Below are 25873 nucleotides of genomic sequence, written 5' to 3'. Positions count from 1 at the left end.
ACCTTGCGGCAGCGAAGGTCACGCCAGGCGACGACTGCCCGGCGCGGCTGGGGCAGAGCCGCGCCGCCTTGTCGCCTTCTGCAAGGTCACGCTCGCCCCGGCGACTCATCGGCCGACTCACGGCGACGGTGAGCCGAAAGGGGCTGCTCCACCTTCGACGCAACCGACGCCGACGTCAGCTGCGCCGGCATACGTGTTCACGCTGTGGCACGCGAACGCCGCCCTCGACACGCCGATGGCCGGGAGGGGGGGACCTCAGTCTTCGACAAGGGGGTTTTGCTCTCCCCACGCGAGCATGGCGTCCAGGATATCGCTGAGGCTCTGCCCCTGTTCCGTGAGCTCATAGACGACCCGGGGCGGCACTTCCGCGAACACTGTGCGAGTGAGGATCTTCTGGGCCTCCAGGATGCGGAGGCGGTCGGTGAGCGTCTTGGCGCTTGGAGTGCCCAGCGCTGTGCGCAGTTCCCCGAAGCGCTTGGGCCCGGTGAGAAGCTCGCGGACGATCAGTGTCGTCCATTTGTCATCGAGGACTTTAAGGGTGCGCTCGACACCGCATCCGCTACCCGCTTTGCTCAGACGTACCGCCTGACCTGCATGTACGCCATTAGTTTCCATTCTGAAGCTATAGCACTTTGTGGGTACTACTTCATTCTCAGAAGTAACGTACCGGGCATGAAGACACCCACTGTTGTCGTTCACGGAGCAACTGGCGTCCAAGGCGCACCGGTTGTTCGACATGTGCTTGCCGCTGGCCACCGGGTGCGGGCGGCCGTCCGTGACACTTCGGCACCGGGCCTGCCTCCAGCTGTCGAACCGGTCATTGCTGACTTTTCCGACCCTGTGTCCCTGGCGGACGCGTACCAAGGCGCCGATGCGGTGGTCATTCAGCTGCCGCTGGTCTTCGCCGCCGACACTGCCGTGCCGCAGGCCCAGGCGGTGCTGGCGGCGCTGAAGAGCGCGAAGGTCCCACTGCGGTGTTCAACACCAGCGGCATTGTGGCGACTGAACCGGTCGGGGCGCCCTTCGTGGATGCCCGGGCTGTGCTCGCCGCAGGCATGCTGGGCAGTGTCGAGGTCGCCACGGTGGTGGCACCGGCATTTACCTACATGGAGAACGCTGAGCTCATCGCCACCTCATCCCCACCGCCCTTGCAGATCGTCGCTGGGCCCGAAGTCCTGACCGGTGACCAGGTCGCCAAGGAATTCTCCGCGGCGCTGGGGCGCGAGATGCGGTGGACCACCATCGATTTCCGAGAGTATGAGCGGATGTTGGTCCCGCACGTCGGCGCCGAAGTCGCTGCCGGAATCGCCGCCGGCTACGCTCCGGGCACGCCGTTGCCTCCGGCACCGGCCCCGGAGGTCGTCAGGACTGGGGCCATCACCCTGCGCGAGTGGGCCGTACGACAGAGCTGGGACCAGATCTGACAGGCAACTGCCTGGCGCTCAAGGTCGAACAATCGGTGCCCTGGGCGGGCGATCGTCGCTTTCCCAGGGCGCTGTGCATGTGGGGTGAAGAGCCAGACCCCAGGCCAGGGTCACCTCAATGGGCAGCTTCTCGGGCCGACATCCGCGCAATGGTAGGCGGCTCGCCGTAATGGAATGAGGAGCGGCGTCCGTGTGCTCACGGAGCGGGCGGCCGCTGTGCGGTGAGGCCGTCCGGGTAAGCGCCCGCGAGGCGGGCGAAGCCTCGGTCGAGGCCGGCGTCGATCGTCTTCCGAACCTGGCGGGCAGGCGCATCGGTGGCCAGCGCGATGTGCATCGCGTCCATGGCGACCGACACGGTTGTGATGACCAGAGCGGAGAACAGGGCGATTTCAGCGGTGTCCTCGTCCCTTTGAGATCGGGCGAGCAGAGCGTTGGTGATCAGATCTTGCCACGCGCGGACCAGGGGGAGGTACGAGCGGCGCAGGGCAGGACTGCCCAGCAGGATGCGGGCAAAGGCGCGGGCGCTTGCCCAATCCGAGGTCACGACCTCTGTAATGGTCCTGCGGAAGAACTCCCCTAGTCGAACGGGCAGGTCACCGTCGGTTGCGGAGTCGATGACCTCAGGCAGGCCGGTAGTGAAGTCCAGCCCTCGACTGAAGAAGATGTCCTCTTTTGTGGCGAAATGAGTGAAGATGGTGGCGGGGGCCACGTCGGCGGCAGCTGCGATCTCTGTGACCGTCACCGCATCGAACCCGCGCTCGGCGAACAGGCGGAAGGCTGCGCCGGTGATCGCCAGTCGGGTGCGTTCGCGCTTGCGCAGGCGCAAGCCGGCGGGGGGCGGGGCGGCGTCAGTGGTCATGGGGTCAGGGTACCCGCGCCGACCGAAAATAGAGCTGCTATATATTTGGGGTAGCTCTGATTCCGCAGGGCTGTGCCTTTGCCCGATCCATCCCGGAGTTCCGTAGCCGGCAGTCACGCACGGCGATGCGCCGCACTGCGCGGCATGGCTGTCGCTCCCGTGCCCAGCAACTCTCCGCTGCGGAACCAACCCCCATGTCCACCCCTGACGAGGAGATCCCGAACGTGGTCAGCGAGTTCAACCCACCTCCTCCTGAACCCCTCCAACCGCCGCGAAGGCGTCACGTCCCCAACCTGCCCAACGACTGTGTGCGCGTCGGTACGGTGATCCCGCTTCGCGCTGACGCCGTCCCCCAGATCGCGGTGTACCTGTCCAGCGATGCCCGCCCGGTCTTCAGCACCGTTACCGATCCTGCCGCCCGGGAGCGCGGATGAGTACAAAGAGCAGCAGCGGACCCGCCTCGCGTGAGAAGGCCCCGGCCGGTGAGCGCGTGGCCGACTGGGCCGACGGCCGGCTCGGGATCTACTCCCTGGCCAAGGCCAACATGCGCAAGATCTTCCCCGACCACTGGTCGTTCATGCTGGGCGAGGTCTGCCTGTGGAGCTTCGTCATCCTCATCATCACGGGGGTGTACCTGACGCTGTTCTTCCACCCGTCGATGAACGAGGTGGTGTACCACGGCAGCTACGTTCCGCTGCAGGGCCAGCGGATGAGCGAGGCCTACAAGTCGACGCTGGACATCAGCTTCGACGTCCGTGGCGGACTGCTCATCCGGCAGATGCACCACTGGGCGGCGCTGATCTTCCTCGCCGGCATGCTCGTGCACATGATGCGCGTGTTCTTCACCGGCGCCTTCCGCAAGCCCCGCGAGGTCAACTGGCTATTCGGCTTCCTGCTGTTCGTCCTGGGCATGTTCACCGGCTTCACCGGCTACGGACTGCCGGACGACCTGCTCTCCGGCACCGGAATCCGATTCATGGAGGGTGCGGTCCTGTCGATTCCGATCGTCGGGACGTACCTGTCGTTCTTCATCTTCGGCGGCGAATTCCCCGGTACCGACTTCGTCGCCCGCTTCTACTCGGTTCACGTCCTGCTGCTGCCGGGCATCATGCTCGCCCTCATCGCGGCGCACATGGTCCTGCTCGTCCACCACAAGCACACGCAGTTCGCGGGTCCTGGAAAGAGCAACAAGAACGTCGTCGGCATGCCGCTGATGCCGGTCTACATGGCCAAGGCCGGAGGCTACTTCTTCCTGGTCTTCGGCGTCATCGCGGCCATCGCGGCCATCGCCACGATCAACCCGATCTGGGCCATGGGCCCCTACCGGCCCGATCAGGTGTCCACCGGCGCCCAGCCCGACTGGTACATGGGCTTCACCGAAGGCCTGATCCGTGTCATGCCGGGCTGGGAGATCAACCTCTGGGGTCATACGCTCGTCCTGGGCGTGCTCATCCCGCTGGCGCTCTTCCCGCTGATCCTCGCGGCGATCGCTGTCTACCCGTTCATCGAGTCCTGGGTCACCGGCGACAAGCGCGAGCACCACATCCTGGACCGCCCGCGCAACACCCCGACCCGCACGGCCTTCGGCGTGGCATGGCTGACCTTGTACGCCGTCCTGATGATCGGCGGTGGCAATGACCTCTGGGCAACCCACTTCCACCTGTCGATCAACGCCATCACGTGGTTCGTCCGCATCGCGTTCTTCGTTGCCCCGGTCCTCGCGTTCATCATCACCAAGCGGATCTGTCTCGGCCTCCAGCGCCGGGACCGCGACAAGGTGCTGCACGGCCGCGAGACCGGCATCATCAAGCGCCTGCCGCACGGTGAATTCGTTGAGGTGCACGAGCCGCTCAGCCAGGAGCAACTGCACACGCTCACCGCGCACGAGCAGTACAAGCCGGCCGAGATCGGCCCGACGGTCGACGGGAACGGCGTCGAGCGCAAGGTGAAGCGCTCCGAGAAGCTGCGCGCCAAGCTCAGCAGGGCGTACTACGGGGACGAGTCACAGGTGCAGAAGCTGACTGTGGATGAGTACAAGTCGATCAGCGACGGTCACAGCCATCACTGATCGGGTACGTCGGCCCGCCATTCGCGGAGGCGAAGTGAGTGCGTCGCCGCTCGGGCTCGGTCGCGTGAGCGGTGCGCTGCTGCTGAAGCGTATCGCAGCACGGGATTTTGTTGACCAGGACGCGTTCGTCGGGGCTCCCGTCGTGCCTGGGTACGCTCGATCTGCGGGCGTATGGGACGGGACGAACGTTCGACGCCAAGGCGCAGGGCGTTCCCATGGAGGAATAGTTCCTCGACTGGACGAGCGATGACGGCGTGCTTCGCGTCCTCGCTCCCGCCGAGGACCACCACCGGGAACTGCTGGCGGAGATCATCGAGCCCGACTCCGTGCAGGCGGTCAGATGAGCCGGGAAGCCACGGTGCGGCACCAACTCGCCGGGTTGGTCCCTGAGACGCGGTACACCAAGACACCAAGAGAGGACGGGGAGGCGAGGAGCCGGACGACCACGACCTCCCGCTCGCTCAGCACGGGGCCGGGTTCGGTCGCCTGCCGAGCAGGTGTGCCGTGGCCTCCGGCACGAGTAGTCCCATGTCTTTTGGTGAACGCCGGCAGTGCGATGACACGCTTGCGACATGCGGGTGCATGAGGCGGTGCACGAGTGCGGCGTGTTCGGTACAGCAAACAGACGCGGTTGCGTTTTCGATGGTCCGGTCCGGGCCCAACTGACGTTTGTGCAGCTCGGCAACCCTTTTCCCTCAATAGGTAATGATCGGCTTAAGTAAGTCAAGACTTACTTTCAAGGAATTCTGACCGCATAGTGGTGGCTCGCGCCGAGAGGAGCCCCTTGTTGTCGCTGATGAACGACCCCGCTCTGCGCCAGGTCGAGTTGGAAAGAGCACAGGTGTCCACGCTGTACGAGTTGCTCACCGAGCGGCTTGCCGAGGCGCGGGCACGCTTGGCGGATGTGCTCAAGGCCCCGGCCGAGAGTGCAAGCGAGGCGTACGAGCGAGAGGTCGCCGCTGAACGCCTGGCGAAGGAGATCGGTCGGCTGGAGGGAGCCGAGAACGGGCTGGTCTTCGGCCGCATCGATTGGGCGGACGGAACCACCCTGCGCATCGGACGGATCGGACTGCAGACGGAGGACGACGACCTGCCCCTGCTGGTGGACTGGCGCGCGAACGCGGCGCGGCCCTTTTATGAGGCGACGCCGGTCCACCCGATGAGTCTGCGGCGCCGCCGACACCTTCGTCTGGAAGAGCACATGGTGGTCGGGGTGAGCGACGAGTTGCTGGACGGCTCCACCCCGACTGCCGAAGACGTCGTGGGTGACGGCCCTTTGACGGAGGCCCTTTCTGCACGGCGTACCGGCCGGATGCAAGCTGCGGTCGCGACGCTGCAGGCCGAGCAGGACGAGATCGTCCGCTCCGCGCACCGCGGGGTCACTGTGGTGCAGGGCGGCCCCGGCACCGGCAAGACGGTGGTCGCCCTGCATCGGGCGGCTTATGTCCTGTACGCGTTCCCGCGAGCCGCCGAGCACGGTGTGCTGGTGGTCGGGCCGAACACACGGTTCCTCGACTACATTTCCCAGGTCCTGCCCTCACTCGGCGAGAACGAGGTCGTTCTGGCGACCTGCCAGGAACTGGCCGGAGTGTTCCCGGACACCGTGGAGCCGTACGATGTGGCGAGTCTCAAGGGCAGCTCCGCGCTGGCCGATGCGCTGGCCGAGCTGGTCCGCTTCCACCAGGCTCCGGACGGCGACTTCACCGTGAGGGTCGGGCAGGAATCAGTGCGCCTCGAGGACGAGGCGGTCGCCAGGGCACGCGACGCCGCCGTGGCGACCGGGCTGGGGCACAACCGCGCGCGCCAGGTGTTCAAGGAGCTCCTGGTCGACGCCGCCACCGAAGCGCTGGAACGAAGCATGGGCGACATTCTGGAGCAGATCGACGCCGAGGTCGCCAAGCTGACGGGCAAGAATCTCGACCGTGCGGCGGCGGCCGACCTGCGGCACCTCGGCCACGACGACCCGGCCTCCTCGGGACCGGCCGACGAGTTCGACGCGGACACCGTCCGAGCCGGCCTCCTGGACGACGCCCACGTCGAGCACACGGTGGAAGCGCTGTGGCCACGGCTGGTGCCCGGCGATCTCGTGCGGGCTCTCCTGACGGATCCTGACGCTCTCGCCGAACACCTGCCCCAACTTACCGAGGGCGAGCGGTCACGTCTGCTGCGCGCTGCGGACGACCCATGGACCGATACCGATGTGCCTCTGCTGGACGAGGCCGCGAGCCTGGTCGAGGGCCCGCCGGAGCGGATATACGGGCACGTCGTGGTCGATGAGGCACAGGAACTGACCGCCATGCAGTGGCGGATGATCGTACGTCGCTGCCCGGCACGGGCGATGACGCTGGTGGGCGACTTCGCCCAGGCGGGCCCAGTCGCGACAGCACGTGACTGGAAGGAGGCGCTGAGCCCTCATCTCGGCCCGCGGTTCAACCTCCACACTCTGACCGTCAGTTACCGCACCACCCAGGAGATCCTGGACAGCACCCGAGACCTGCTTGCACGGATCGCTCCGGACCAGAGGCCTGCACGATCACTCCGCCGTGGTGAGACTCCCCGCACCGTGACCACGCCTCCGGATGCGCTTGTCGCCACCGTCGCCCAGGAGCTCCAGGCCCAGACCGCCGCGTACCCTGGCGAGTTCCTCGGGGTGATCTGCGCGGACGCGAGGCTGGACGAGCTGACGGCCGTGGGGATCGCACAGCCCGCACGCATCGTGCCGGCATCCGAAGCGCGCGGGCTGGAGTTCGACGGGGTTGTTGTGGTGAGTCCCGAGGAGATCATCAGAGCCCGCCCCGGTGGGGAGAGGGACCTGTACGTAGCCCTTACCCGGGCCACCAAGCGGCTCTGCACGATCACTGCCCAGCCGGCGTGACAGATTACCGTCCGTTTAGGATCCCGCACGACTCTGCGCGCCGCATGCACCAGAAACGCACATAAGTACTCAGACAGGGAAAGTGGCATGGCAACCGACTTCGACGCCCCACGCAACAACGACGGCGTTAGTTCCGACAGCATCGAGGAGCTCAAGACCCGGCGCAACGTCAACTCCGCCTCCGTCGTCGACATCGACGAGTTCGAGGCCGCCGAGGGTCTCGAACTGCCCGGCGCCGACCTCTCCGGCGAGGAGCTGGCCGTCCGGGTGCTGCCGCAGCTGGAGGACGAATTCATCTGCGCGTCCTGCTTCCTCGTGTACCACCGCGGTCAGTTGGCCAGCGGCAGTGGCGCTCCATCAATCTGCCGCGACTGCGACTACACCTGACGTCGCGGCGACTGCGACTTGACTCGGCCCCGGCCTCGGAATCGCCATGTGTCCCTGCCGAGGCGACATGTGTCCTTCAATGACGTCACGGCGTACCTGGTTGCGGCACAGTGGTAACCGCCAAGGGGCATGTCCGGCAACCGTGACGGTCCATCTCATCGGCGCACGTGGGAGCGAGGCAGGAGCGGCCCCACACGCCGGCTCGCCCCTCTTCAGTCGTCGATGTGCTTGGGCTGGCAGGACTGGGGCCAGGTACGGTTCCCGCCCGGGCCCTGGTCAGCCGAGTCCGTCCGCGCCGACCTGGACGGCGGATTCGTCGAGCAGGGCGTCGGAGACGGGCTGCGGGTGTCCGTCGAGGTCGTGGACCGGTGTGGCCTCCTTGTACCGTGACTCGATGACCGCGTTGCCCCAGAAGCCGCGGCGGTGGTCGTCGTGGACGTTCCAGCGGTACGTCTCGTGGTCGGGGTCGCCGGTGTAGTAGTCGGAGGTGTAGTTCTCCACACGGTGGCCGTCGGGGTCGCGGAGGTACAGGTAGAAGGCGTTGGAGACGCCGTGCCGGCCGGGCCCCCGCTCGATGTGGTGTTTCTTGCGCAGGGCGCCGAATATGTCGGCGCAGCGCAGGACCTGGTGGGATTCGTGGGTGGCGACGCCCAGGTGGTGGAGGCGGGGCCCGGCGCCGCCGGTGAAGGCGACGTCGTGGACCGTCTGCTTGCGGTACATCCAGGCCGCGTACAGTTCGTGCTTGTCGCCCTCGATGGTCTCGGAGCAGCCAAAGCCGAGCGACTTGTAGTGGGCGTAGGCGGCCGGGATGTCAGGGGTGCAGATGTTGAAGTGGTCCAGGCGGGCGATCTCGGCGCCGTGGCGGATGTCGTAGCGCTGGATGAGGCGCCCGGCGCGCTCGATCTCGTGGAAGAACTCGACGGGGAAGCGGATGCGACGGGCCCGGCAGTGCCGGCAGCCGTACCGCACTGCCGGGCCTGGCGACGTCGGACGACGTCGTCCATCCGTTCTGTGGTGTGCTGGGCGGGGGAAGGGGTAGCCGTCGTACCGGTCGCGCGGGGACGCTTCCCGCGCGTTGCCGCCCTTGCCCGTGACGACGGCGTACGCGCCGGTCTGCTCGGCCTTGAGGGCGTTCTCACCCTGACCCTCGAGACAAAGGGCCCCGCCCTGGATCTGCCAGGTGTCGCGATCTCTTTGATCAGCCGGATGGCGTGGCTCAGTGCGGCGCGTCCGCTCAGGATGGGGTGATGCCGGGAAGGATCAGGGCTACTGCTTGGCCGGGCAGGGTGGTGGGGATGCCCGTGCCCAGGTGGGTGACGTGAAGGTGGATCAGTCCGCCCAGCGTCAGGACGACGAGTCGGGCATCGGCGCCGGGATCGACTTCGCCGCGCTTCTTGCCGCGCTCGATGATCTCTTCCGCCGCTGACAGGCGTTGCATCCAGAACTCTCGACGACTCGACTCGATGTCGGGGGCGTTGTCGGAGGCCACCGTGAAGCGGATAAGAGCAGTGCCGATCGGTGTCTGAGCGAAGCGGGCCAGATCGGTGGTGAACATCTTCAGATCGCGGCGTACCGATCCGGTGTCGGGGATGGGCACCTCTGCCTGGGTGCGGGTGAGCAGCGCGTCGATGAGCAGGCGCGGCACCGTCTTCCATCGCCGGTAGAGGGATGCCTCGTGCACCCCGGCCTTGTCCGCCACATCCGCGAAGCGGACGTGATCGATTCCTGCCTCCGCGATACGGGCGATGGTCGCGTCCAAGACAAGTGCGCGGAACTTGGCGCCGCGGACTTGGGTGCGCCGCTCTTCGTGCTGTGGGGCTTCCATGGCGCCGATTATCGCAAAAAATTTTGCGTTGTGTCCGGCCGGCGTCTACGATCCGCTCATATCGCAAGTTTTTTTGCGATGGAGAGTGGAGGTGACATGCCTGATGTGGTGATCGCGCCGTCCGGGCGATGGCGGGGCAGGACGGTCGAGGGAGTCGCTGTCTTCCATGCGATCCCGTATGCGAGGGCGGATCGGTTCGGTCTGCCGCAGCGGCGCGAGGCGCGGCGGGAGAACGTCGTCGATGCCACCGTGCGGGGGCCGGTTGCCCCGCAGCTGCCTTCGCGGCTCGAGAGCGTCATGGGAGTGCCGGACCAGTTGGAGCAGTCCGAGGACTGCTTGACCGTGACGGTCACCACACCGGATGGGGCGCAGCCGGGTTCCCTGCCCGTACTGGTCTGGCTGCACGGCGGCGCCTACCTTTCGGGCAGTGGGGAGTGGGCCCACTACGGTGCCGCTCGGCTGGTGCGCGAGACCGGCATGGTGGTGGTGTCGGTCAGCTACCGGCTCGGTGTCTTCGGCTACCTCCGGACCCCGGACGTTTCGCCGGGAAATCTGGGGCTGCTGGACCAGATCACCGCCCTGGAGTGGGTGCGGGACAACATCGAGGCATTCGGCGGCGATCCCCGGCGTGTGACCGTGGCCGGGCAGTCGGCCGGCGCACACTCGATCGTGGCCATGCTCGGCATCGACCGTGCCCGGCCCCTCTTCTCCCAGGCGGTCATCCAGAGCGCACCCATCGGACTGGGATTCCACCACCACCGGCAGGCCCGGCGCGTGGCCGAGGTCTTCGGCGAGGAGCTGGGCAACGATCCGCGCCGGGCGCCGGTTACGGACCTCCTCGCTGCGCAGGCTCGTACCGTTCGTCGGCTCGCCGGCCCCGGCGCGCTCAACTCGGCCCCGCCGCTGTTGCCCGTGCACGACATTGACCCGATGCCCCCTGCGCAGCAGTGGCATCACAACGTTGCCCGCGACGCCGCCCGCCGCCGGATCATGATCGGGAACACGGCGGACGAGATGGCCGCCTTCTACGGGCCTCACCCCCTCTTCTCGGCGATGCGCCGCGCACCACTGGTCGGTTCGCCCCTGACACAAGCCGTGCAACGTCTGGTGCAGGGCAAGGTCTTCGACAACCCGATACGGGACTTCGCCGACCTTCTCGCAGGCGCCGGAGCATCCGTGTGGCGGTACGAGGTCAGGCCCCTGCACCCCGACAGCCCGTTCGGGGCGTGCCACTGCATCGATCTGCCCCTTCTCTTCGGCGACGGCGCCACGTGGCGCGACGCGCCCATGCTGCGCCCGCTGTCACCGAAGGAGATCAGCGAGATCGGGGCCCGCACACGCCGCTACTGGGGCGAGTTCGTCCACACCGGCCGCATCGCCGACCCGGTCTGGCCCACGCACCGGCCGAAGTCCCGGCACGTGCATGCCCTTCCCTGATGAGAACCCAAGAGAGGCTCAGCATGACCCGTCGCAACGCCATAGTTGTTGGAGGGGGCATCGGTGGACTGGCTGCCGCCAGTGCCCTGGCGCGCCAGGGCTGGCGCGTCCAACTCCATGAGCGCCAGCCTGAGATACGCGCCGTGGGAGCCGGCCTCTACCTGTGGGACAACGGCCTGTTCGCACTCGACTCGATCGGCGCTCTCGCCGGTGCCGTCGACGGCGCGCACGAAGCACCCGCTGTGGAAATGAGGACACGCTCGGGTAAGACCCTCATGCGCATCAATATCAACGGCGAGGGCCGACCGCGCTGCGTCACGATTCTGCGCAACCAGCTCATCAAGGCACTGGTCAATGCGGCCAAGGACGCGGGCGTGGAGCTCGTCACCGACTCCGCGGTCCTCGCGGTTCGCCCCGAAGGGGAGGTCCACTTCGGTCAGGGCCGCGTCCACACCGCAGACCTGGTCGTCGTGGCCGACGGTGTCCATTCACGGCTGAGGGATAGCGTCGACCTGTCCTACACCCGGATCCGCATGCGTCAGGGTGCTGCACGAATCATGATTCCCCAATCCGGCGGCTATCTGCCGGCCGAAGACAGCGTCAAGCTTCTGGAATCCTTCCACGGATCCAGGCGCCTGCTCTACACGCCCTGTACCCCTGAGCACGTCTATCTGGCCTTCACCTGCGACGCCGACGATCCGGCTATCAACGGGTCGTACGTCAACACCGCGGAGTGGAGCCGTAGTTTTCCCGCCCTCGCCATGGTGCTGCGTGCGACCGAGGGCGTACCGGTCACGCGCTGGGATACCTTCGAATACGTCCGACTGGCCACCTGGTCGCGCGGCAAGGTGGCCTTCCTCGGCGACGCCGCGCACGCCCAGCCGCCCTATCTGGGACAGGGCGGCGGGACCGCGATGACCAACGCCGTAGCGCTCGCAGCCGCCGTCAGCCGCCCCGGCCTGGAGCTGCCCGATGCCCTGCAGACCTGGGAGCGCGAGACACGGCCCGGCGTCGAACGCACCCAGCGCACTTCCTACCGCATGCGCCTGCTCAACCGAGTGCCCGACGGCGTACGCAACCCGCTGGTGCGCCTGGCCGGGCTCACATCGAGCTCTGCCAACTCACAACTCGCGGCGACCCGGCTGCGGCCGAAGCTCACCTCGGAGAACCCCAAGAACCCCAAGAACCCCGAGCACCCCGACATCACCAAGGAGACCCAGTGATCAACACGATCACCCTCAACGGAACACAGATAGCCTTCGACGAGCACGGCATCCCCGGCCCTGGTCCCGCCATCGTCCTGCTGCCCGGATGGTGCCACGACCACCGGTACTACGACCGGCTTCTGCGGCGCCTGGCGCCTGAGCACCGAGTCATCCGCGTCAACTGGCGCGGACATGGCCCCGACCGCACACCGGTGGCCGACTTCGGCATCGCCGAGCAGACGGCCGACACCATCGCGCTGCTCGACGCCCTCGACATGACCACCTTCGTCCCCGTCGCCCACGCTCACGGCGGCTGGGTCGCTCTGGAGATGGCTGAGGAACTCGGCCCGCAGCGCGTGCCGCAACTGCTGATCGTCGACCTGATCATGACGCAGCTGCCACCCGACTTCCACTTCGGGCTGCAGGCGATGCAGCAGCGGGAGACCTGGGTCATGGCGCGCGAAGGTCTCGCACAGTCCTGGATGGCAGGCAGCAGCAACGAACACGTGACCCATCACGCGCTGCATGAAACCGGCGGTTTCGGCTTCGACATGTGGTCACGTTCCTGCCGCGTCATCGAGAACGCCTACAACACCTGGGGCTCACCGATGGCACGCATGGAACAGCTCACCCACCCACGCCCCGTACGGCACGTCTTCGCGCACCCCAAGGTCGCCGAATACGACGCCCTCCACGAGGACTTCCGCAGCCGCAACCCCTGGTTCAGCTACACCCGGCTCGAAGGAGAGACTCACTTCCCCGCCCTCGAACAGCCCGAACAGGTGGCGGCCGAGCTGAACGACTTCCTGAAGGGGGCCCCGCTCACGGCGCGCGGCGGCCATCCGGACTGAAGGCGCAACTGCTCAGCATCGCGGCCGGAGCGGCCTGTTGCCCGTTTCGCAGGCACCATCACGACTCACAGCTCTGAGGGTTTGGGTGTGGTGAGGAGCTGTTCGGTCCAGATGGTCTTGCCGCTTTGGCCGTAGCGGCTGCCCCAGCGGGTGGTGAGCTGTGCGATCAGGAAAAGGCCGCGGCCCCCTTCGTCGGTGGTGCGGGCACGGCGTAGGCGGGGTTGGGTGTTGCTGGGGTCGGTGACCTCGCAGACCAGTACGTTCTTGCGGATGAGCCGCAGGCCGACCGGGCCGCCGGCGTAGCGGATGGCGTTGGTGACCAGCTCGCTGACGACCAGTTCGGTGGTGAAGGCCAGCTCGTCCAGTCCCCAGTCGGCCAGCTGGCGGGCGGTGGCCTGTCGGGCGTCGGTGACCACGGCCGGGTCCGCGGGGAACTCCCAGCTCGTGGTGTGCTCCGCGGAGAGCGCGCGGACACGGGCGAGGAGCAGGGTCATGTCGTCGCGGGGCGGGGCGTCGCCGAGGTCGGCCATGAGGACACGGCCGATGTCGTGCAGACTCCGGTCGGCGCGGCACAGTGTGGCGAGATAGTTCGCCAGCCAACGGGTGCCGGCATCGAGATCGCGGTCGTCGCGGGCGATCAACCCGTCGGTGTAGAGGGCCAGCAGAGTCAGGGGCCAGGTCGACCGTCGTGGTCTCGAACGGCATGCCGCCGACGCCGAGGGGTGGGCCGGGGGAGACGTCGAGCGCTTCGGTGGTGCCGCCGGGCCGGACCACGAGCGGCGGGAGGTGTCCGGCGCTGGCGAGGGTGCAGTGGCCGGTGACCGGGTCGTAGACGGCGTACAGGCAGGTGGCTCCAATGGAGTCCCGTTGCTCGGGGGGTGCCTCGCCGGCCAGTTGCTGTACGAGGTCGTCGAGGTGGGTGAGGAGTTCGGTGGGGTCGAGTTCCAGGTCGGCCAGAGTATGAACGGCGGTGCGCAGGCGGCCCATGGTTGCGGTGGCGGGCAGGCCGTGACCGAGCACGTCACCCACGACGAAGGCCACCCGGAGGGAGGGCAGGGGGATGACGTCGTACCAGTCGCCGCTGATCTCGGCGCCGCCGCCGGCGGGCCGGTAGAAGCCGACGGTCTCCGCCGCCGGGGTGTCGGGGGTGGCACGCGGGAGGAGGCGCTGTTGCAGGGCGACGGCTGCGCGGTGCTCGCGGGTGTAGCGGCGGGCGTTGTCCACACTCAGCGCGGCCCGCGAGGCGATCTCGGCCAAAAGGTCCGCGTCCTCCTGCTCGAAGGGCTCGGCCTGCTCGGTACGCCAGATCGTGACCTCGCCGAGCACCAGGTTGCGGGCGAGCACCGGAGCCGAGACGACCGAATGCACGCACTCGGGGACGGCCAGCGGGTAGCGCCAGCTCTCAAGCGTGGCGAGCACGCTAGCCCGGTCGGACGCGAAGACGATCTCACCGCGTTGGAAACTCCGAATGCCAGGTGAGTCCGGCCAAGGGGGCAGTGGGTCGCCAGGCTGGAGGAGAGATGCGGGCCAAGGGCCGGCGGCCGAGGCCACGGCCGCGCGGCGCATGTGCAACTGTCCCCCGCCAAGGGTCTTCGGGGGCTCGTCCCCTTCGAGTACGGCCTCGGCGAGGTCAACGTGCGCCAGGTCCCCGAGGGCGGGAACCAGGACGTTCGCCAGGTCCTGGGCGGTGCGCGCGACACTGAGGGAACCGCCGATCCGGGTGGCGGCCTCTTGCCTCAGCTCGAGTCGCCGACGGGCCCGTCGGCGCTCCGTGGCGTCGGTGAACACCGCGGCCACGCCCGTGGGGCGGCCCATCGCATCCTCAAGCCGGAATGCGGACAGGGACGCCCACCGCCGTGAGGGACGTCTGGTGACCGCACCCGTTGTTCTCGCTCGATCACCGGCACGCCGGTGTCCAGGGCCTCGCGCAGCGCAGCCTCGGCGTCCTCGGCGTCCTCGGCGGAAAGGACGTCGCGCAGTCGGCCGCCGACCGGCGGAGCGGGTCCGCCGAACGTGTCGGGGGTGAGGTTGGTTCGCACGACGGTGAGGTCCGCGCCGTGTATGGCTACGCCCATGCGATCCTGAGCGAGCAGTGTGCGCAGCAAGGCCGTGCCCTGTTCCCAGTCGGTCACGTGGCGGGTAGGCGCTGCCAGGAGCAGTAGTCCGGCGCTCTCCTCCAGTGGCAGCGCATGAAAGCTGACCTCCGCCGGCCGACCAGAGCGGTGCTGGAGCAACACCCGCCCAGCAGCAGGGATTTCGTCCCGACAGCGCGTCGCCCGATGATCTCGGCCTGATGCCTGGGCGAGCAGCCGCCCAACCGGTCGGCCACATACCTCCGCGGCCGTGCGGTCAAGCAGTTCTGCGGCCGCGTGGGACCACAGCAGGACAATGCCCTCACTGTCGACCAGCGCGGTCGCTATTCCGCCGAGCAGTGAGGCCTCGTTCCTGTCGCGATTGCCGGAGGCGTTCATTCCTGCTCCTCGCCGGTGATGGAGCCGCGCCAATATGTCCATTATGTCGCTATATAGGCATCTGTGATCAGCGAGTGCTCAACCGGCGCCGCCTTGCCCCGTCAGGAAGGGGAAGTCGAGGCTGGGGGGCTCATTGCGCCGGTGCCTGCCTGGTGCAGGCAGTGCTTCAGTCGTCGCAGGTAGTCGTCGAAGGACTCGTCCGCACCCCAGGTCTGGTATGCGGTGGTTTGCGCTGCGAAGGACATGTTGAGCTGCAGGGTCGCGATCATGGTGTCACCTTCGGGGGTGCGTGATGCCGTCCACTCGCGCACGTCGGTGAGGAACTGTTCGCCGACGACGTCCCAGCTCGACTGGGCGAGGGCGGGGGAGCGGTCCTTGAGTCGTCGTTGCAGCGGGATGCGGTCGCCGAGGAGCTCATTGAAGCCGACAAGGATCGCCGCCAGTGAGTCCCACAGGGGCTCGTCGGCGGGACGGGCCGCCATGATCGCTCGCCAGTGGTCCCGTTGTTCGGGGTCCTGGTCGAAGACGACGGCTTCCTTGCTGGCGAAGTAGTTGAAGAAGGTGCTGCGGGAGACGTTCGCGGCGGCCGCGATCTCCTCGACGCTGACGGCCTCGAACCCGCGCTCCTCGAAGAGCTGAAGCGCGGCTGTCCGGATGGCGCGCCAGGCTGCCAGTTTCTTACGTTCACGCAGACTCATGGCTCATCCTCCCGGAGGGAGCATACAGAACTAAACGCCGTACATATTTGCACGCAGTCCAAAATTCTGTATTGTGGAGCTCAGAGCGAATGGGGTCCCTCGGGGACGACCAGGCGTTCGCATCTTCCGCGCACCCTGTCGAGTCCGCTCAGCGGTACCAGGAAAGTGAGCCGAGCACATGTCCTGTCCTGACGAGGTCGTCCGTGCGATGGTCGAGAGTTGGAACGTCCCTGAACCCGACCCCGACCAGATCAGCAAGTACTTCGCCGAAGACGCCGTCTGTCACAACATTCCCCTGGAACCCGTCGTAGGCCGGGACGCCCTCCGCGACAGCCTCGTGGACTTCCTGGGCCAACTCGGCGGCATCCATTGGGAGATTCACCGCCAGGTCGCGTCGGGCGGTGTGGTCATGAACGAGCGCACCGACACACTGCACTCCGGCGGACGGGCGACCCCCGTCCGGGTCATGGGCGTCTTCGAAGTCAGCGATGGCCTCATCACCGGCTGGCGTGACTACTTCGACATGGCCGAGGTCAACCGGGCCCTGGGTCTGTAGGACGGGTCGCGCACCGGAACAGATCCGCGTAGCGCACGCCCCCGGCCACGACGACCTCGTGGCCCGCCGTTCCTCCCACGCTCTGACCTTCGCTGCCACCGGCGCGGATGCAACCCTCCCCGCCAACATCGCCGCCGTGTTCCTGGCCCCCGATTCCACGCCGCCACTCGCGCCCTGTTCGGCCTGCAACGGCCCTGGCCGCTCATCAAGCCGTCGTCTGGAGCGGGGCCGACTCTCGGACGGCCGGCACTGTCGGACGAGGTGTCGTTTCCCCTTTCTCATGATCTCCCTCCCGGTGGCAGTGGGATCGGCTCATCGACGGCCTCGTTGACCGGAGACAGCGAATCGCTCTTCAGGGCGAGGCCGACCACGTGGCCCTGCCTGTCACCACCAGCCCGTAAAGAGTTTCCTTACCGCGAGAAGCGGCAGTTTCCGCCCCCAGCATCGGGGCCCCTACGTCTCAGGACCGGCAATGGCGCACGCCGTCGGTCCTGTCGCACCACAGCACTCGATTCACACCCTCGACGAAGGACCTTCCACCACCATGAATGCTTCCACCGGAGTACCCACGACCGCCGCTACCGTCGAGTCGGAGGAGCCGCTCAGCCCCGGCTACGACACGGCGACCAAGGGTGACGCCGAGTTCAACAAGGACTTCCGGCACTGCTTCACGACCATCGACGACGTACAGATGCACTACGTGATCGGCGGCGACGGACCGCAGGTCATGGTGCTGCTGCACGGCTGGCCGCACAGCTGGTATGTGTACCGCGAGATCATGCACTCGCTGCTGCCCGGCCGCACCGTCATCGCCATCGACCTGCCGGGCATGGGCGACTCGACCGGCAACCTACGCTCCATGGCCAGGACGGTCCTGGCCGACTACGTCCACCGGCTGCTGGACCACCTCGGTTACCGCGAGAACGTGCATGTCGTCGCCCACGACTTCGGCGTCGGTGTCGCCTACCCGCTGGCCGCCAAGTACCGCGAGCAGGTCGCGGGACTATTCCTCATGGACTACATGCTGGTCGGCAAGAACGCCAAGGGCGCCGACTTGACACCGCTGTCGTTCCACTTCTCCTTCAACCAGCAGAACCCGCTCGCGGAAGACCTGGTCACCGGCCGGGTCGAGACCTTCCTCAACCACCTTTTCCAGTCGATGAAGTCCGGCGTCGGCGAGCCCGTCTCCGACAGCGAGTTCGCCGAGTATGTCCGGGTGTACTCCCGCCCCCAGGTCCTGCACGCTGGCTTCGAGCTCTACCGGGTCTGGGCCCAGGACGAGGCCGAGAACGCTGCCCTGCAGGAAACCCCGCTGACCATCCCGGTCCGCCTGCTCACCCAGGCCGGCCTCGCCCAGTTCATGCTGCCGTCCCTCCAGGACTGCGCGCCCCACGCCACCGCTAGCGACGTCCCCGGCGCCGGACACTTCCTCGTCCACGAAGCACCCGCCCGCGTCCTGGCCGAGATCAACGCCTTCTACCCCACCAGCTGAACGAGTCCTCGACCAAGGGCCTCGAGCGCGCCGCCAGCGGCGCTCGGGGCCCCGCCGTGCCAGGCAGGACACCAGCCCAGCGTCCGCGATCAGATTCGGCTCATCGAAACCTGCGGACATCGCACGTGGCGGCATGGAAGAATGCATCCCGGAGATGTACCTCCGAACTGGTCGAGTAGAAGCCTAGAGAACTCCTATTCTCCCAGGTCAGAGTGCATCTCCACTTTCATGTCCAAACACTGGACCAACCGTCACCCGGTGGATCGAGGCTTAGTGGTCGGCTCCGGAAGTCCTTCGGGGGTTGATCATGCTGCCAGGCTGGCGGAGGATTCTTCCTGGTGATCGGCGGTGTGCCGGTCGAGTCTGGCCAGCAGATCGTCCAGGTCGGAGGTGGTGAACTTCCACTGGAACGGCTGTGCCGTGGCGTTGTAGCGGTCTTCGAAGGCTCGGAGCCGGTCCCCGATCTGGGCGAGGTGAAGTCGTTCGGCGAGACGACCTTGCGCTGCACGACGGAGAAGAAGATCTCCACCTGGTTCAACCAGGAGGCATGCACCGGGGTGTGCACCAGCACCGCGTTCGGGAAAGCGGCGGCTAGCCGGTCGGCGGCCTTCTTGCCGCGGTGGGAGGAGCCGTTGTCCACGACCCAGAACACCCGCTTCGCGCTGGCGTACGGCTCTTGGGTCATGACCTGGGTGACCAGGTTCATGAACGGGTCGATGCCAGTGCGCGGTTCGGTGCGGCCGAACACCTTGGCGGCGTGGACGTCGTAGGCGGCCAGGTAGGCCAGCGCGCCGCCGCGTCCGTAGGTGTGGTTGACGCGCATCGCCCGGGCCTGGCCGGGGGCGAGCGTGGGGTGGCAGCGGCAGCGGGCCTGGATGGAGGTCTTCTCGTCCGCGCTGATCACGTACTCGTCCGCGCCGAGCGGCTCGCGGTCCCAGGTGTGGGCGTACAAGTCCAGGACGCAGGCCGCCTTGGGGTGGAAGTCGGGGGCGGTGATGAAGATCCAGGAACGGTACTGCCAGGGCTTGATCGCGTCCTGGTCGATCCAGCGACGCACGGTGGAGGTCGACACGAACGCGGTGATGCCCCGCGACATGGCCTCGCGGGCCAGCTCCGGGCACGACCAGCGCGACAGCGGGGTGCCGGTCTCGGCGGGAAGCTGACAGGCCAGCGCCTTGATCTGCGCGACCTGGATGGGCGTAAAGACTGGGGGCCGTCCTGGGCGCTTGCGGTCAGAGAGCCCGGAAAGACCCAGGGCGGCGAACCGGCCCCGCCATGTGCGCACGGTGTCCACGTGCACTCCCACCTCGACGGCGATACGCGCATTGGACCTGCCCCGCGCCGCCAGGAGAACGATCCACGCCCGCACCCGGGCCCTGTGCTCGGTCCTGTGACCGTAGGCGGCCTTCTTCAACCGGTGCCGCTCGGCGGCGGTCAGGACTATCAGGCGCGCGGTGACAACAGTGCCCTTGCCGGAAATCTCATCCGTGCAGGTCACGCTGCATGTCGGTATTCGTGGAGGATGCCGCCGAGGCGATCGTGTCGGCGTATCTCGAGGCGGGCTAACGCGTCGGGATTGTCGATCGGCGGGGGCAATGGGTGCAGTGGCCTGGCGTTCGCGATGCCTTGGTGTGGTCGGTGTCCGTTGTAGAACTGCTCGAACTCGCGCAGGGTGTGGAGGAGGTGTCGCTGGTTCCAGATCAATGTCCGGTCCAGGAGCTCGCGGCGACAGGTCTGTATCCAGCGCTCCGTGATCGAGTTCATTCGTGGCATCTGGATGCCGCTGAGGACGACGTCGATCCCCGCGTCCTTGAGGACGGCATCGAAGAGGGCGGGGAACTTCCCGTCCCGGTCCCGGATCATGAACCGTGCGCGGCGGCCGAGGTCTTCGAGGTCCATGACGAGGTTTTTCGCGGCTTGCGCTACCCAGGATGCGCTCGGATGCGCGGTGGCGCCCAGAACGCGGATCCGGCGACTGCCGTGTTCGATCACCACGAGCACGTACATCCGTACGCCCGACAGCGTGACTGTTTCCATGAAGTCACAGGCCAGCAGGGCATCAGCCTGTGCGCGAAGGAAGGTGGCCCAGGTACTGGAGGTCCGCTCGGGTGCTGGGGCGATGCCGGCCTCCTTCAAGATCTCCCAGACAGTGGACGCGCCCACCTTCACCCCCAGCACAAGCAGCTCGCCGTGCAGACGCCTGTACCCCCAGCTCGGGTTCTCCTTCGCCAGCCGCAGCACCAGGACGCGGATCGAGCGCACCGTGCGCGGCCGTCCCGGGCGCTTGGGCCTGCAGGCGGCGGCATGGCGGCGCGCGACGAGGCTGCGGTGCCAACGCAGCACCGTGTCGGGGCGTACGAGCAGCCGTAACCGTCGCAGGACGTGCAGGGGCATCCGGTGCAGCAGCGCTGCCAGGTACGCCCGATCGCTGGGCGTGAACCGGACCTTGTCCTTGCCGAGTTGGCGTTCCAGCACGGTGATCTGGTGGCGCAGGGCGAGGATCTCCGCGTCCTTGTCCCGGTCGGTCATCGGCAGCAGGCGAAGCATCGCGAACGCGTTCGACACACCCAGGTAAGCCAGTCGCAGCAGCACGATCGATCATCATGACGCGCTGACAGCAGCTGCGCCAGAGCGTCGGACCGAGCGACCGCGGCCAAGATTTCGGGAACCCGAAGAAGCGGTCCCCACCAGGGCGGATGAGAATTCCGGCAAGGGCAGTCGGCGCGTGTCAGTCCCGGTACAGCAGGACCGTGGTGTCAGGCGGCAGCAGGCCGTCCTCGCTCAGCGGGCCCGAGACGAGGAGGGGGCTGGAGCCGGCGGGGAGTGGGATGGGCTGGTCGGAGAGGTTGACCGCGCACAGGACGCCGTTGCCGCGTTCGAAGAGGAGCGTGCCGGCCGGGCTGTCCAGCCAGCAGAAGTCCTCACCCCGCAGGCCGGGGTGGGTGCGGCGCAGGCTCAGGGCGGAGCGGTAGAGCTGGAGCATGGAGGTGGGGTCGGCCTGGTTGGCCTCTGCGGTGTACGTCTTCCAGTCCTCCGGCTGGGGGAGCCAGGGGGTGGCTCCGGTCGTGCTGAAGCCGAAGGGCGGGGTGTCGCCGGTCCAGGGGAGGGGGACTCGGCAGCCGTCGCGGCCTCGGACGGTGTGGCCGGAGCGTTCCCAGGTGGGGTCCTGGAGAAGCTCTTCCGGGATGTCCTCGACCTCGTAGAGACCCAGTTCCTCGCCCTGGTAGATGTAGGCGCCTCCCGGCAGGGCCAGCATCAGCAGGGCCGCCGCTCGGGCGCGGCGGGTGCCGAGGGCGAGGTCGGTGGGGATGGGCTGGTTGCGGAACAGGGCCTGTACGCCGGTGTCGGCGCGGCCGTAACGGGTGACGTGGCGGGTCTCGTCGTGGTTGGACAGCACCCAGGTGGCGGGGGCGCCGACGGTGGCGAGGCTGGTGATGCTGCGGTCGATGACCTCGCGCAGCTTGCCTGCTTCCAGGGGGCACTTGAGGAAGTCGAAGTTGAAGGCGGTGTGGAGTTCGTCGGGGCGCAGGTAGTCGGGCATGCGGCCGGGGCGGACGTGGGCCTCGGCGACGAAGACGCGCGGGTTGGGGTAGCTGTCGGCGATGGCCCGCCAGCTGCGGAAGATGTCGTGGAGGCCGTCGCGGTCCCAGTGCGGGTGGTCCTGCTGGCCCTCCCCCGTCAGGACCGAGAACTCGGTCAGGCCCAGGTCGGGCAGCGCCGGGTCCTTGACCATGCCGTGGGCCACGTCGATGCGGAAGCCGTCGACGCCGAGGTCGAACCAGAAGCGCAGGATCGACTCGAACTCGGCCCGGACCTCGGGGTTGTCCCAGTTCAGGTCGGGCTGTTCGGGCGCGAAGAGGTGGAGGTACCACTGGCCGTCGTCGGTACGGGTCCAGGTACGGCCGCCGAAGGCCGCGTGCCAGTCGTTGGGGGGCTCGCTTCCGTCCTCGCCCTTGCCGTTGCGGAAGACGAAGCGGTCCCGCTCCGGGGAGCCGGGGCCGGCGGCCAGCGCCTGCTGGAACCAGGCGTGCTGGTCGGAGGTGTGGTTGGGGACGATGTCCAGGATCACGCGCAGGCCGAGCTCGTGGGCCTCGGTGATCAGCTGCTTGGCCTCGTCGAGGGTGCCGTATGTGGAGTGGATGTCCCGGTAGTCGGAGACGTCGTAGCCGCCGTCGGTCAGCGGGGACGGGTACCAGGGGTTGATCCAGATCGCGTCGACGCCGAGGTGGGCCAGGTACGGGAGGCGGGAGCGGAGGCCGGCGATGTCGCCGGTTCCGTCGCCGTCGCCGTCGGCGAAGCTGCGTATGTAGACCTGGTAGATGACGGCGGAGCGCCACCAGGAGTCGTCGACGGGCAGCGAGGTGGGGGCCGGGTTGCTCATGGTGCTCGATCCTGACTGTCTGGAAGAACGGTGGGGGTGGTGGTCAGCCCTTGACCGAGCCCTGGAGCAGCGCCTTGACGAAGTGGCGTTGCAGGAACAGGAACACGAGGATCGTTGGGGCCATGATGAGGAGGGCGCCGGCGTTCAGCAGGACCTGGTCGGTGCTGTATTTCGTGGTGAACGCCTGCAACGCACCCGCCATCGTTCGCTTGTCGGGGTCGTCGATGAGCACCAGGGCCAGCAGGAACTGGTTCCAGGTGGACAGGAACATCAGCAGGGCCAGGGAGGCGATCGCCGGGCGGGCCAGCGGCAGGTGGATGTGGAACAGGGCGCGCCAGGGGCCCGCGCCGTCGATGCCCGCCGCCTCGGACAACTCCTTCGGTACGCCGATGAAATGGGCTCGCATCCAGAACACGGCGAACGGCATGTTCATCCCGATGAGCGGGAGGATCAGCGCCCATTGGGTGCCCAGCAGGCCCATGGCCTTGGTCTGTTCGTAGAGCGGGACGATCACGATCTCGTACGGGAGGGTGAGGGTCAGGACGAGGATCGTGTAGAAGACGCGGCCCAGCGGGATCTCCAGTACGGCGATCGCGTACGCGGCCATCGTGGCGATCAGGACCGCCACCGGGACCACGCCGAGCACGATGAGCGTGCTGGACTTCAGCAGGGTCGTGATGTTGGCGATGCTCCAGGCGTCGACGAAGTTGTGCCAGTGCGGGTCGGATGGCCAGCTCAGGCCGGAGGGGAAGGTTCCCTGCGGGGCGAGGGCCGCGCTGACCATGCTCAGCAGCGGGACGACCGAGTAGAGCCCGGCGGCGGCGATCAGGACCAGCCCGGGAGCGCGGCGGCGCAGTGTCCGTACGGTCTGCGTTCGTTCGGGCATGGTCACTTCTCCCGGAACAGGCGCTGGAGCGGGGCGACGACCGCGATGACGATCAGGGCGAGGACGACGGCGAGCGCGGAGGCCGCGCCGAGGCGGCTGTCGCTGAAGGCCAGGTTGTAGACGGCGACGCCGGGGACCATGGTCTGGGTGCCGGGTCCGCCCTGGGTGGCGAGGTAGACGACGTCGAAGCTGGCGAGGGCGGCGATGATCGTGATGGTGACGCAGACGCCGATCTCGTTGCGGAGCCCCGGCAGGGTGACGGCCAGGAACTGGCGGATGGGCCCGGCCCCGTCGATACGGGCCGCCTCGTACAGGCTGTTGTCGATCTTTCCGATGCCGGCCAGCAGCAGCATCGTGCACAGCCCTGTGGACAGCCAGGTGCCGATGAAGCCGACGGCGGTCAGGGCCCAGTCGAAGTCGGCGAGCCAGGCGCGGGCGAGGCTGCCCAGGCCGACGGCGCGCAGGGTCTGGTTGACCACGCCGTTCGCCGAGTACATCCACGTCCAGGCCACGCCCGCGGCGGCGCCGGGGATGATCTGTGGCAGGAAGAGGAGCGTGCGGGCCAGAGCTCCGGTGAAACGGCCCTGCAGCTGCCGCAGTACGGAGGCGGTGATCAGGGCGAGGGTCACCGGCAGGACGGTGAAGAAGAGGATCAGGTAGAAGGCGTGGAGAAGGGAGGAGAACTGCTCGGAGTCGGTGAAGACCTCCGTGTAGTTCTTCAGGCCCACCCAGGTGGAGGCGCCGATGCCGTCCCAGTCGTAGAAGGAGTACTGGATCGACAGCAGCACCGGGTAGAAGTTGAAGATGCCGTAGAAGGCGAGGGCGGGGAGGGCGAACAGCCAGCCGGCCCACCGCCGGGCCCAGAGCCTGCGGCGGCCCCGGGCGGCGGTGCCCTCCCTGGTCGGTCGGGTCGAAGGCATGGTGCTCAGTTGTCCTTGACGGCGTCGGCGTAGGTGGCCTGGAGGGTCTTGACCATCGCGGCGGGTTCGACCTTGCCGGAGACCAGGAGCTGGAGCTGCTGGGGCAGCTTGGTGTTGACGGCCGGGGCTGCGTTCTGGATCCAGCTGTCGAAGCCGTTGTCGGCGGCGATGGCGGCGTAGCCGGTCTGGATCTGCTCGGTCAGGGTGCCGGACAGGGACGGCGTCTTCCCGGAGTCCGAGGTCACCGCGGCGTAGCCGTTGTCGACGGCGACCTTCGCGGCCTCGGGTGTGGTGAGGAAGTTCAGGAACAGGGCGGCGGCGTCCTTGTGCTTGGAGTGCGCGGCGATCGAGTAGGCGAGCGTGTTGCTGGTCATGCCCGCGTACTTGCCGCCCTTCTCGGCGGGCGGCATCGGGAAGACGCCGTACTTGCCCTTGAAGGTCTTGTCGATGGTCTGCGTGATCCAGCTGCCCTGGAAGAAGAACAGGCCCTTGCCGCCGGTGAACTGGCCGTACGACGCCTCCTGGTTGATGGCGTTGACGTCGGACGCGAAGTAACCCTTCTTGATCCACTTCTGGAGGGTCTTGGTGGCCTTGAGGGCCTCCGGGGTGTCCAGGGTGGCGCCCGGCTTGTGGTACACGATGTCGCTGAGCTTCTGGGCGCCCATGTAGTCGCCGAGCAGCAGGTTGTAGAGGTGGCCGATCAGGCCGTCCTGGTTGGAGGCGACGATCGGGGTGATGCCGGACTTCTTCGCCTTGGCCATGACGGCGTCGAGCTCGGCGATGGAGGCGGGCACGGTCTTCATACCGACCTTGGCGGCCAGCTCCTTGTTGTAGAAGACGCCGGTGAGGGGGCCGGCCGAGCCGCCCGCGAGGTAGAGGGCGCCTGAGCCGATCACGCCCTTGGACACCCGGCCGGGGGCGAGTGCGGAGGCGGGGACCTTCTTGCTCCAGCCGTACGCCTTGTCGTAGGCGTCGAGGTTGGTGAGCAGGCCGTCCTTCACCCCGCCGAGGAGGTCGTTGGGCGCGGCGATGTCGGGCGCGGAGTCGGAGGCGAGCAGCCTCGGCAGCACGGTGTTGTAGTTGTTGTCCGCCTCCACCCGCAGCTTGAGCTTGAGCTTCGGGTACTTGGCCATGAAGGCGTCGGCCAGGCCCTGCTCGTACTTCTCCAGACCGGCCCCGGAGAACAGGGTCAGGGTCGCAGGGGTGCCGCCGACGGCCGTGTTCACGGCGGTCGGGGTCGCGTCGGCCGACGAGCCGGAGCCCGAGCCGGGCCCACTGCACGCGGCGAGCGTGGCCAGTGCAGACGCGGCGGCGACGGCCGCCAGCGGGGCGCGCAGGCGGCGGCCGACGATTCTGGCGGGGGAGGTGGGGTGCTGCTGCTTGGGCATGATGCCTCCTCGCATCCATGCGTCTGCCGCTCCGCTCAAGGTCGGCAGACAGAGGTCGGCGTGCTTCCCGGAACGGCCCGCAGAAGAGCGCGAAGGTCGTTTCGGAAGCGTTTCCGTTGCCGAAAGACTGAGGTGACCGACCGCATCTGT

At 67.6% G+C, this 25873-nt stretch carries 21 protein-coding genes and 2 pseudogenes; 11 read left to right on the top strand and 12 right to left on the bottom strand.

Annotated features, from left to right (window positions below):
• Positions 1-255: 255 nt before the first annotated feature.
• Positions 256-615: a winged helix-turn-helix transcriptional regulator gene (locus CCN51_RS16320; protein ID WP_014181245.1), complete on the bottom strand. Its 360-nt coding sequence runs from the start codon at positions 613-615 to the stop codon at positions 256-258.
• Here CCN51_RS16320 and CCN51_RS59965 point away from each other — a divergent pair.
• Positions 595-957: pseudogene (locus CCN51_RS59965) on the top strand (SDR family oxidoreductase); the annotation flags it as partial. The gene CCN51_RS16320 and the pseudogene CCN51_RS59965 overlap by 21 nt on opposite strands.
• Before the next feature lie 17 nt (positions 958-974).
• A complete protein-coding gene (locus tag CCN51_RS57400; RefSeq protein ID WP_014181246.1) occupies positions 975-1424 on the top strand; it encodes a Rossmann-fold NAD(P)-binding domain-containing protein in 450 nt (149 codons plus the stop codon).
• A gap of 196 nt (positions 1425-1620) precedes the next feature.
• Here the strand turns inward: CCN51_RS57400 and CCN51_RS16305 are convergent, their stop codons facing one another.
• Positions 1621-2283 carry a TetR/AcrR family transcriptional regulator gene (locus CCN51_RS16305; protein WP_014181247.1) on the bottom strand — a complete coding sequence of 221 codons (663 nt, stop codon included), beginning with the start codon at positions 2281-2283 and terminating at the stop codon, positions 1621-1623.
• Positions 2284-2477: 194 nt separating this feature from the next.
• On the opposite strand from CCN51_RS16305, the gene CCN51_RS54335 reads away from it, so the two are divergent.
• From CCN51_RS54335 to CCN51_RS16290, 4 genes are all read left to right on the top strand, one after another.
• Entirely contained in the window at positions 2478-2717 is a 240-nt protein-coding gene (locus CCN51_RS54335; RefSeq protein WP_143675816.1) for a hypothetical protein, read from the top strand.
• Positions 2714-4351, top strand: coding sequence for a cytochrome bc1 complex cytochrome b subunit (qcrB, locus tag CCN51_RS16300; protein ID WP_043488020.1), 1638 nt, complete (start codon positions 2714-2716; stop codon positions 4349-4351). Before CCN51_RS54335 ends, qcrB begins: the two co-directional genes overlap by 4 nt.
• Before the next feature lie 796 nt (positions 4352-5147).
• Complete coding sequence (locus tag CCN51_RS16295; protein ID WP_014181249.1) at positions 5148-7226, top strand: HelD family protein; 2079 nt, start codon at positions 5148-5150, stop codon at positions 7224-7226.
• Between the two features lie 87 nt (positions 7227-7313).
• Positions 7314-7613: a DUF4193 domain-containing protein gene (locus CCN51_RS16290; RefSeq protein ID WP_014181250.1), complete on the top strand. Its 300-nt coding sequence runs from the start codon at positions 7314-7316 to the stop codon at positions 7611-7613.
• Between the two features lie 276 nt (positions 7614-7889).
• Here the strand turns inward: CCN51_RS16290 and CCN51_RS16285 are convergent, their stop codons facing one another.
• Complete coding sequence (locus CCN51_RS16285) at positions 7890-8582, bottom strand: VOC family protein (protein WP_014181251.1); 693 nt, start codon at positions 8580-8582, stop codon at positions 7890-7892.
• 265 nt (positions 8583-8847) lie between these two features.
• Complete coding sequence (locus tag CCN51_RS16280) at positions 8848-9438, bottom strand: TetR/AcrR family transcriptional regulator (RefSeq protein ID WP_014181252.1); 591 nt, start codon at positions 9436-9438, stop codon at positions 8848-8850.
• Positions 9439-9534: 96 nt separating this feature from the next.
• On the opposite strand from CCN51_RS16280, the gene CCN51_RS16275 reads away from it, so the two are divergent.
• From CCN51_RS16275 to CCN51_RS16265, 3 genes are read left to right on the top strand one after another with little or no spacing between them, the layout of a single operon-like run.
• Positions 9535-10875: a carboxylesterase family protein gene (locus CCN51_RS16275; protein WP_043488022.1), complete on the top strand. Its 1341-nt coding sequence runs from the start codon at positions 9535-9537 to the stop codon at positions 10873-10875.
• Between the two features lie 23 nt (positions 10876-10898).
• Positions 10899-12098, top strand: a complete 1200-nt coding sequence (locus tag CCN51_RS16270) for an FAD-dependent oxidoreductase (RefSeq protein WP_078610739.1) — start codon at positions 10899-10901, stop codon at positions 12096-12098.
• The gene (locus CCN51_RS16265; protein ID WP_014181255.1) at positions 12095-12931 is read left to right on the top strand and encodes an alpha/beta fold hydrolase; all 837 of its coding nucleotides are present in this window, start codon (positions 12095-12097) and stop codon (positions 12929-12931) included. Before CCN51_RS16270 ends, CCN51_RS16265 begins: the two co-directional genes overlap by 4 nt.
• A 65-nt stretch (positions 12932-12996) precedes the next feature.
• On the opposite strand, the pseudogene CCN51_RS59960 reads toward CCN51_RS16265, so the two are convergent.
• Together CCN51_RS59960 and CCN51_RS16255 are read right to left on the bottom strand one after the other, a co-directional pair.
• Positions 12997-15402 (bottom strand): annotated as a pseudogene (locus tag CCN51_RS59960) (ATP-binding SpoIIE family protein phosphatase).
• Between the two features lie 101 nt (positions 15403-15503).
• Entirely contained in the window at positions 15504-16100 is a 597-nt protein-coding gene (locus CCN51_RS16255) for a TetR family transcriptional regulator (protein ID WP_014181258.1), read from the bottom strand.
• Between the two features lie 178 nt (positions 16101-16278).
• On the opposite strand from CCN51_RS16255, the gene CCN51_RS16250 reads away from it, so the two are divergent.
• Both CCN51_RS16250 and CCN51_RS16245 read left to right on the top strand, forming a co-directional pair.
• Positions 16279-16656 carry a nuclear transport factor 2 family protein gene (locus CCN51_RS16250; RefSeq protein ID WP_014181259.1) on the top strand — a complete coding sequence of 126 codons (378 nt, stop codon included), beginning with the start codon at positions 16279-16281 and terminating at the stop codon, positions 16654-16656.
• 544 nt (positions 16657-17200) lie between these two features.
• A complete protein-coding gene (locus CCN51_RS16245) occupies positions 17201-18148 on the top strand; it encodes an alpha/beta fold hydrolase (RefSeq protein WP_043492348.1) in 948 nt (315 codons plus the stop codon).
• Between the two features lie 226 nt (positions 18149-18374).
• On the opposite strand, the gene CCN51_RS16240 is transcribed toward CCN51_RS16245, so the two are convergent.
• From CCN51_RS16240 to CCN51_RS16215, 6 genes are all read right to left on the bottom strand, one after another.
• A complete protein-coding gene (locus tag CCN51_RS16240; RefSeq protein ID WP_014181261.1) occupies positions 18375-19646 on the bottom strand; it encodes an IS630 family transposase in 1272 nt (423 codons plus the stop codon).
• Entirely contained in the window at positions 19643-20740 is a 1098-nt protein-coding gene (locus CCN51_RS16235) for an integrase core domain-containing protein (protein WP_086859679.1), read from the bottom strand. Before CCN51_RS16235 ends, CCN51_RS16240 begins: the two co-directional genes overlap by 4 nt.
• Before the next feature lie 136 nt (positions 20741-20876).
• Positions 20877-22529: a glycoside hydrolase family 13 protein gene (locus CCN51_RS16230; protein WP_014181263.1), complete on the bottom strand. Its 1653-nt coding sequence runs from the start codon at positions 22527-22529 to the stop codon at positions 20877-20879.
• A 43-nt stretch (positions 22530-22572) separates the two neighbouring features.
• Positions 22573-23415: a carbohydrate ABC transporter permease gene (locus CCN51_RS16225; RefSeq protein WP_014181264.1), complete on the bottom strand. Its 843-nt coding sequence runs from the start codon at positions 23413-23415 to the stop codon at positions 22573-22575.
• 2 nt (positions 23416-23417) lie between these two features.
• Positions 23418-24335 (bottom strand): carbohydrate ABC transporter permease, encoded by a 918-nt coding sequence (locus tag CCN51_RS16220; protein ID WP_014181265.1) that lies wholly within the window; start codon positions 24333-24335, stop codon positions 23418-23420.
• 5 nt (positions 24336-24340) lie between these two features.
• Entirely contained in the window at positions 24341-25723 is a 1383-nt protein-coding gene (locus tag CCN51_RS16215) for an ABC transporter substrate-binding protein (protein ID WP_014181266.1), read from the bottom strand.
• Positions 25724-25873: the final 150 nt, after the last annotated feature.

Source organism: Streptomyces milbemycinicus (assembly GCF_002154605.1).
Lineage (GTDB): Bacteria > Actinomycetota > Actinomycetes > Streptomycetales > Streptomycetaceae > Streptomyces > Streptomyces milbemycinicus.
This window is presented reverse-complemented; position numbering and strand designations above follow the sequence as displayed.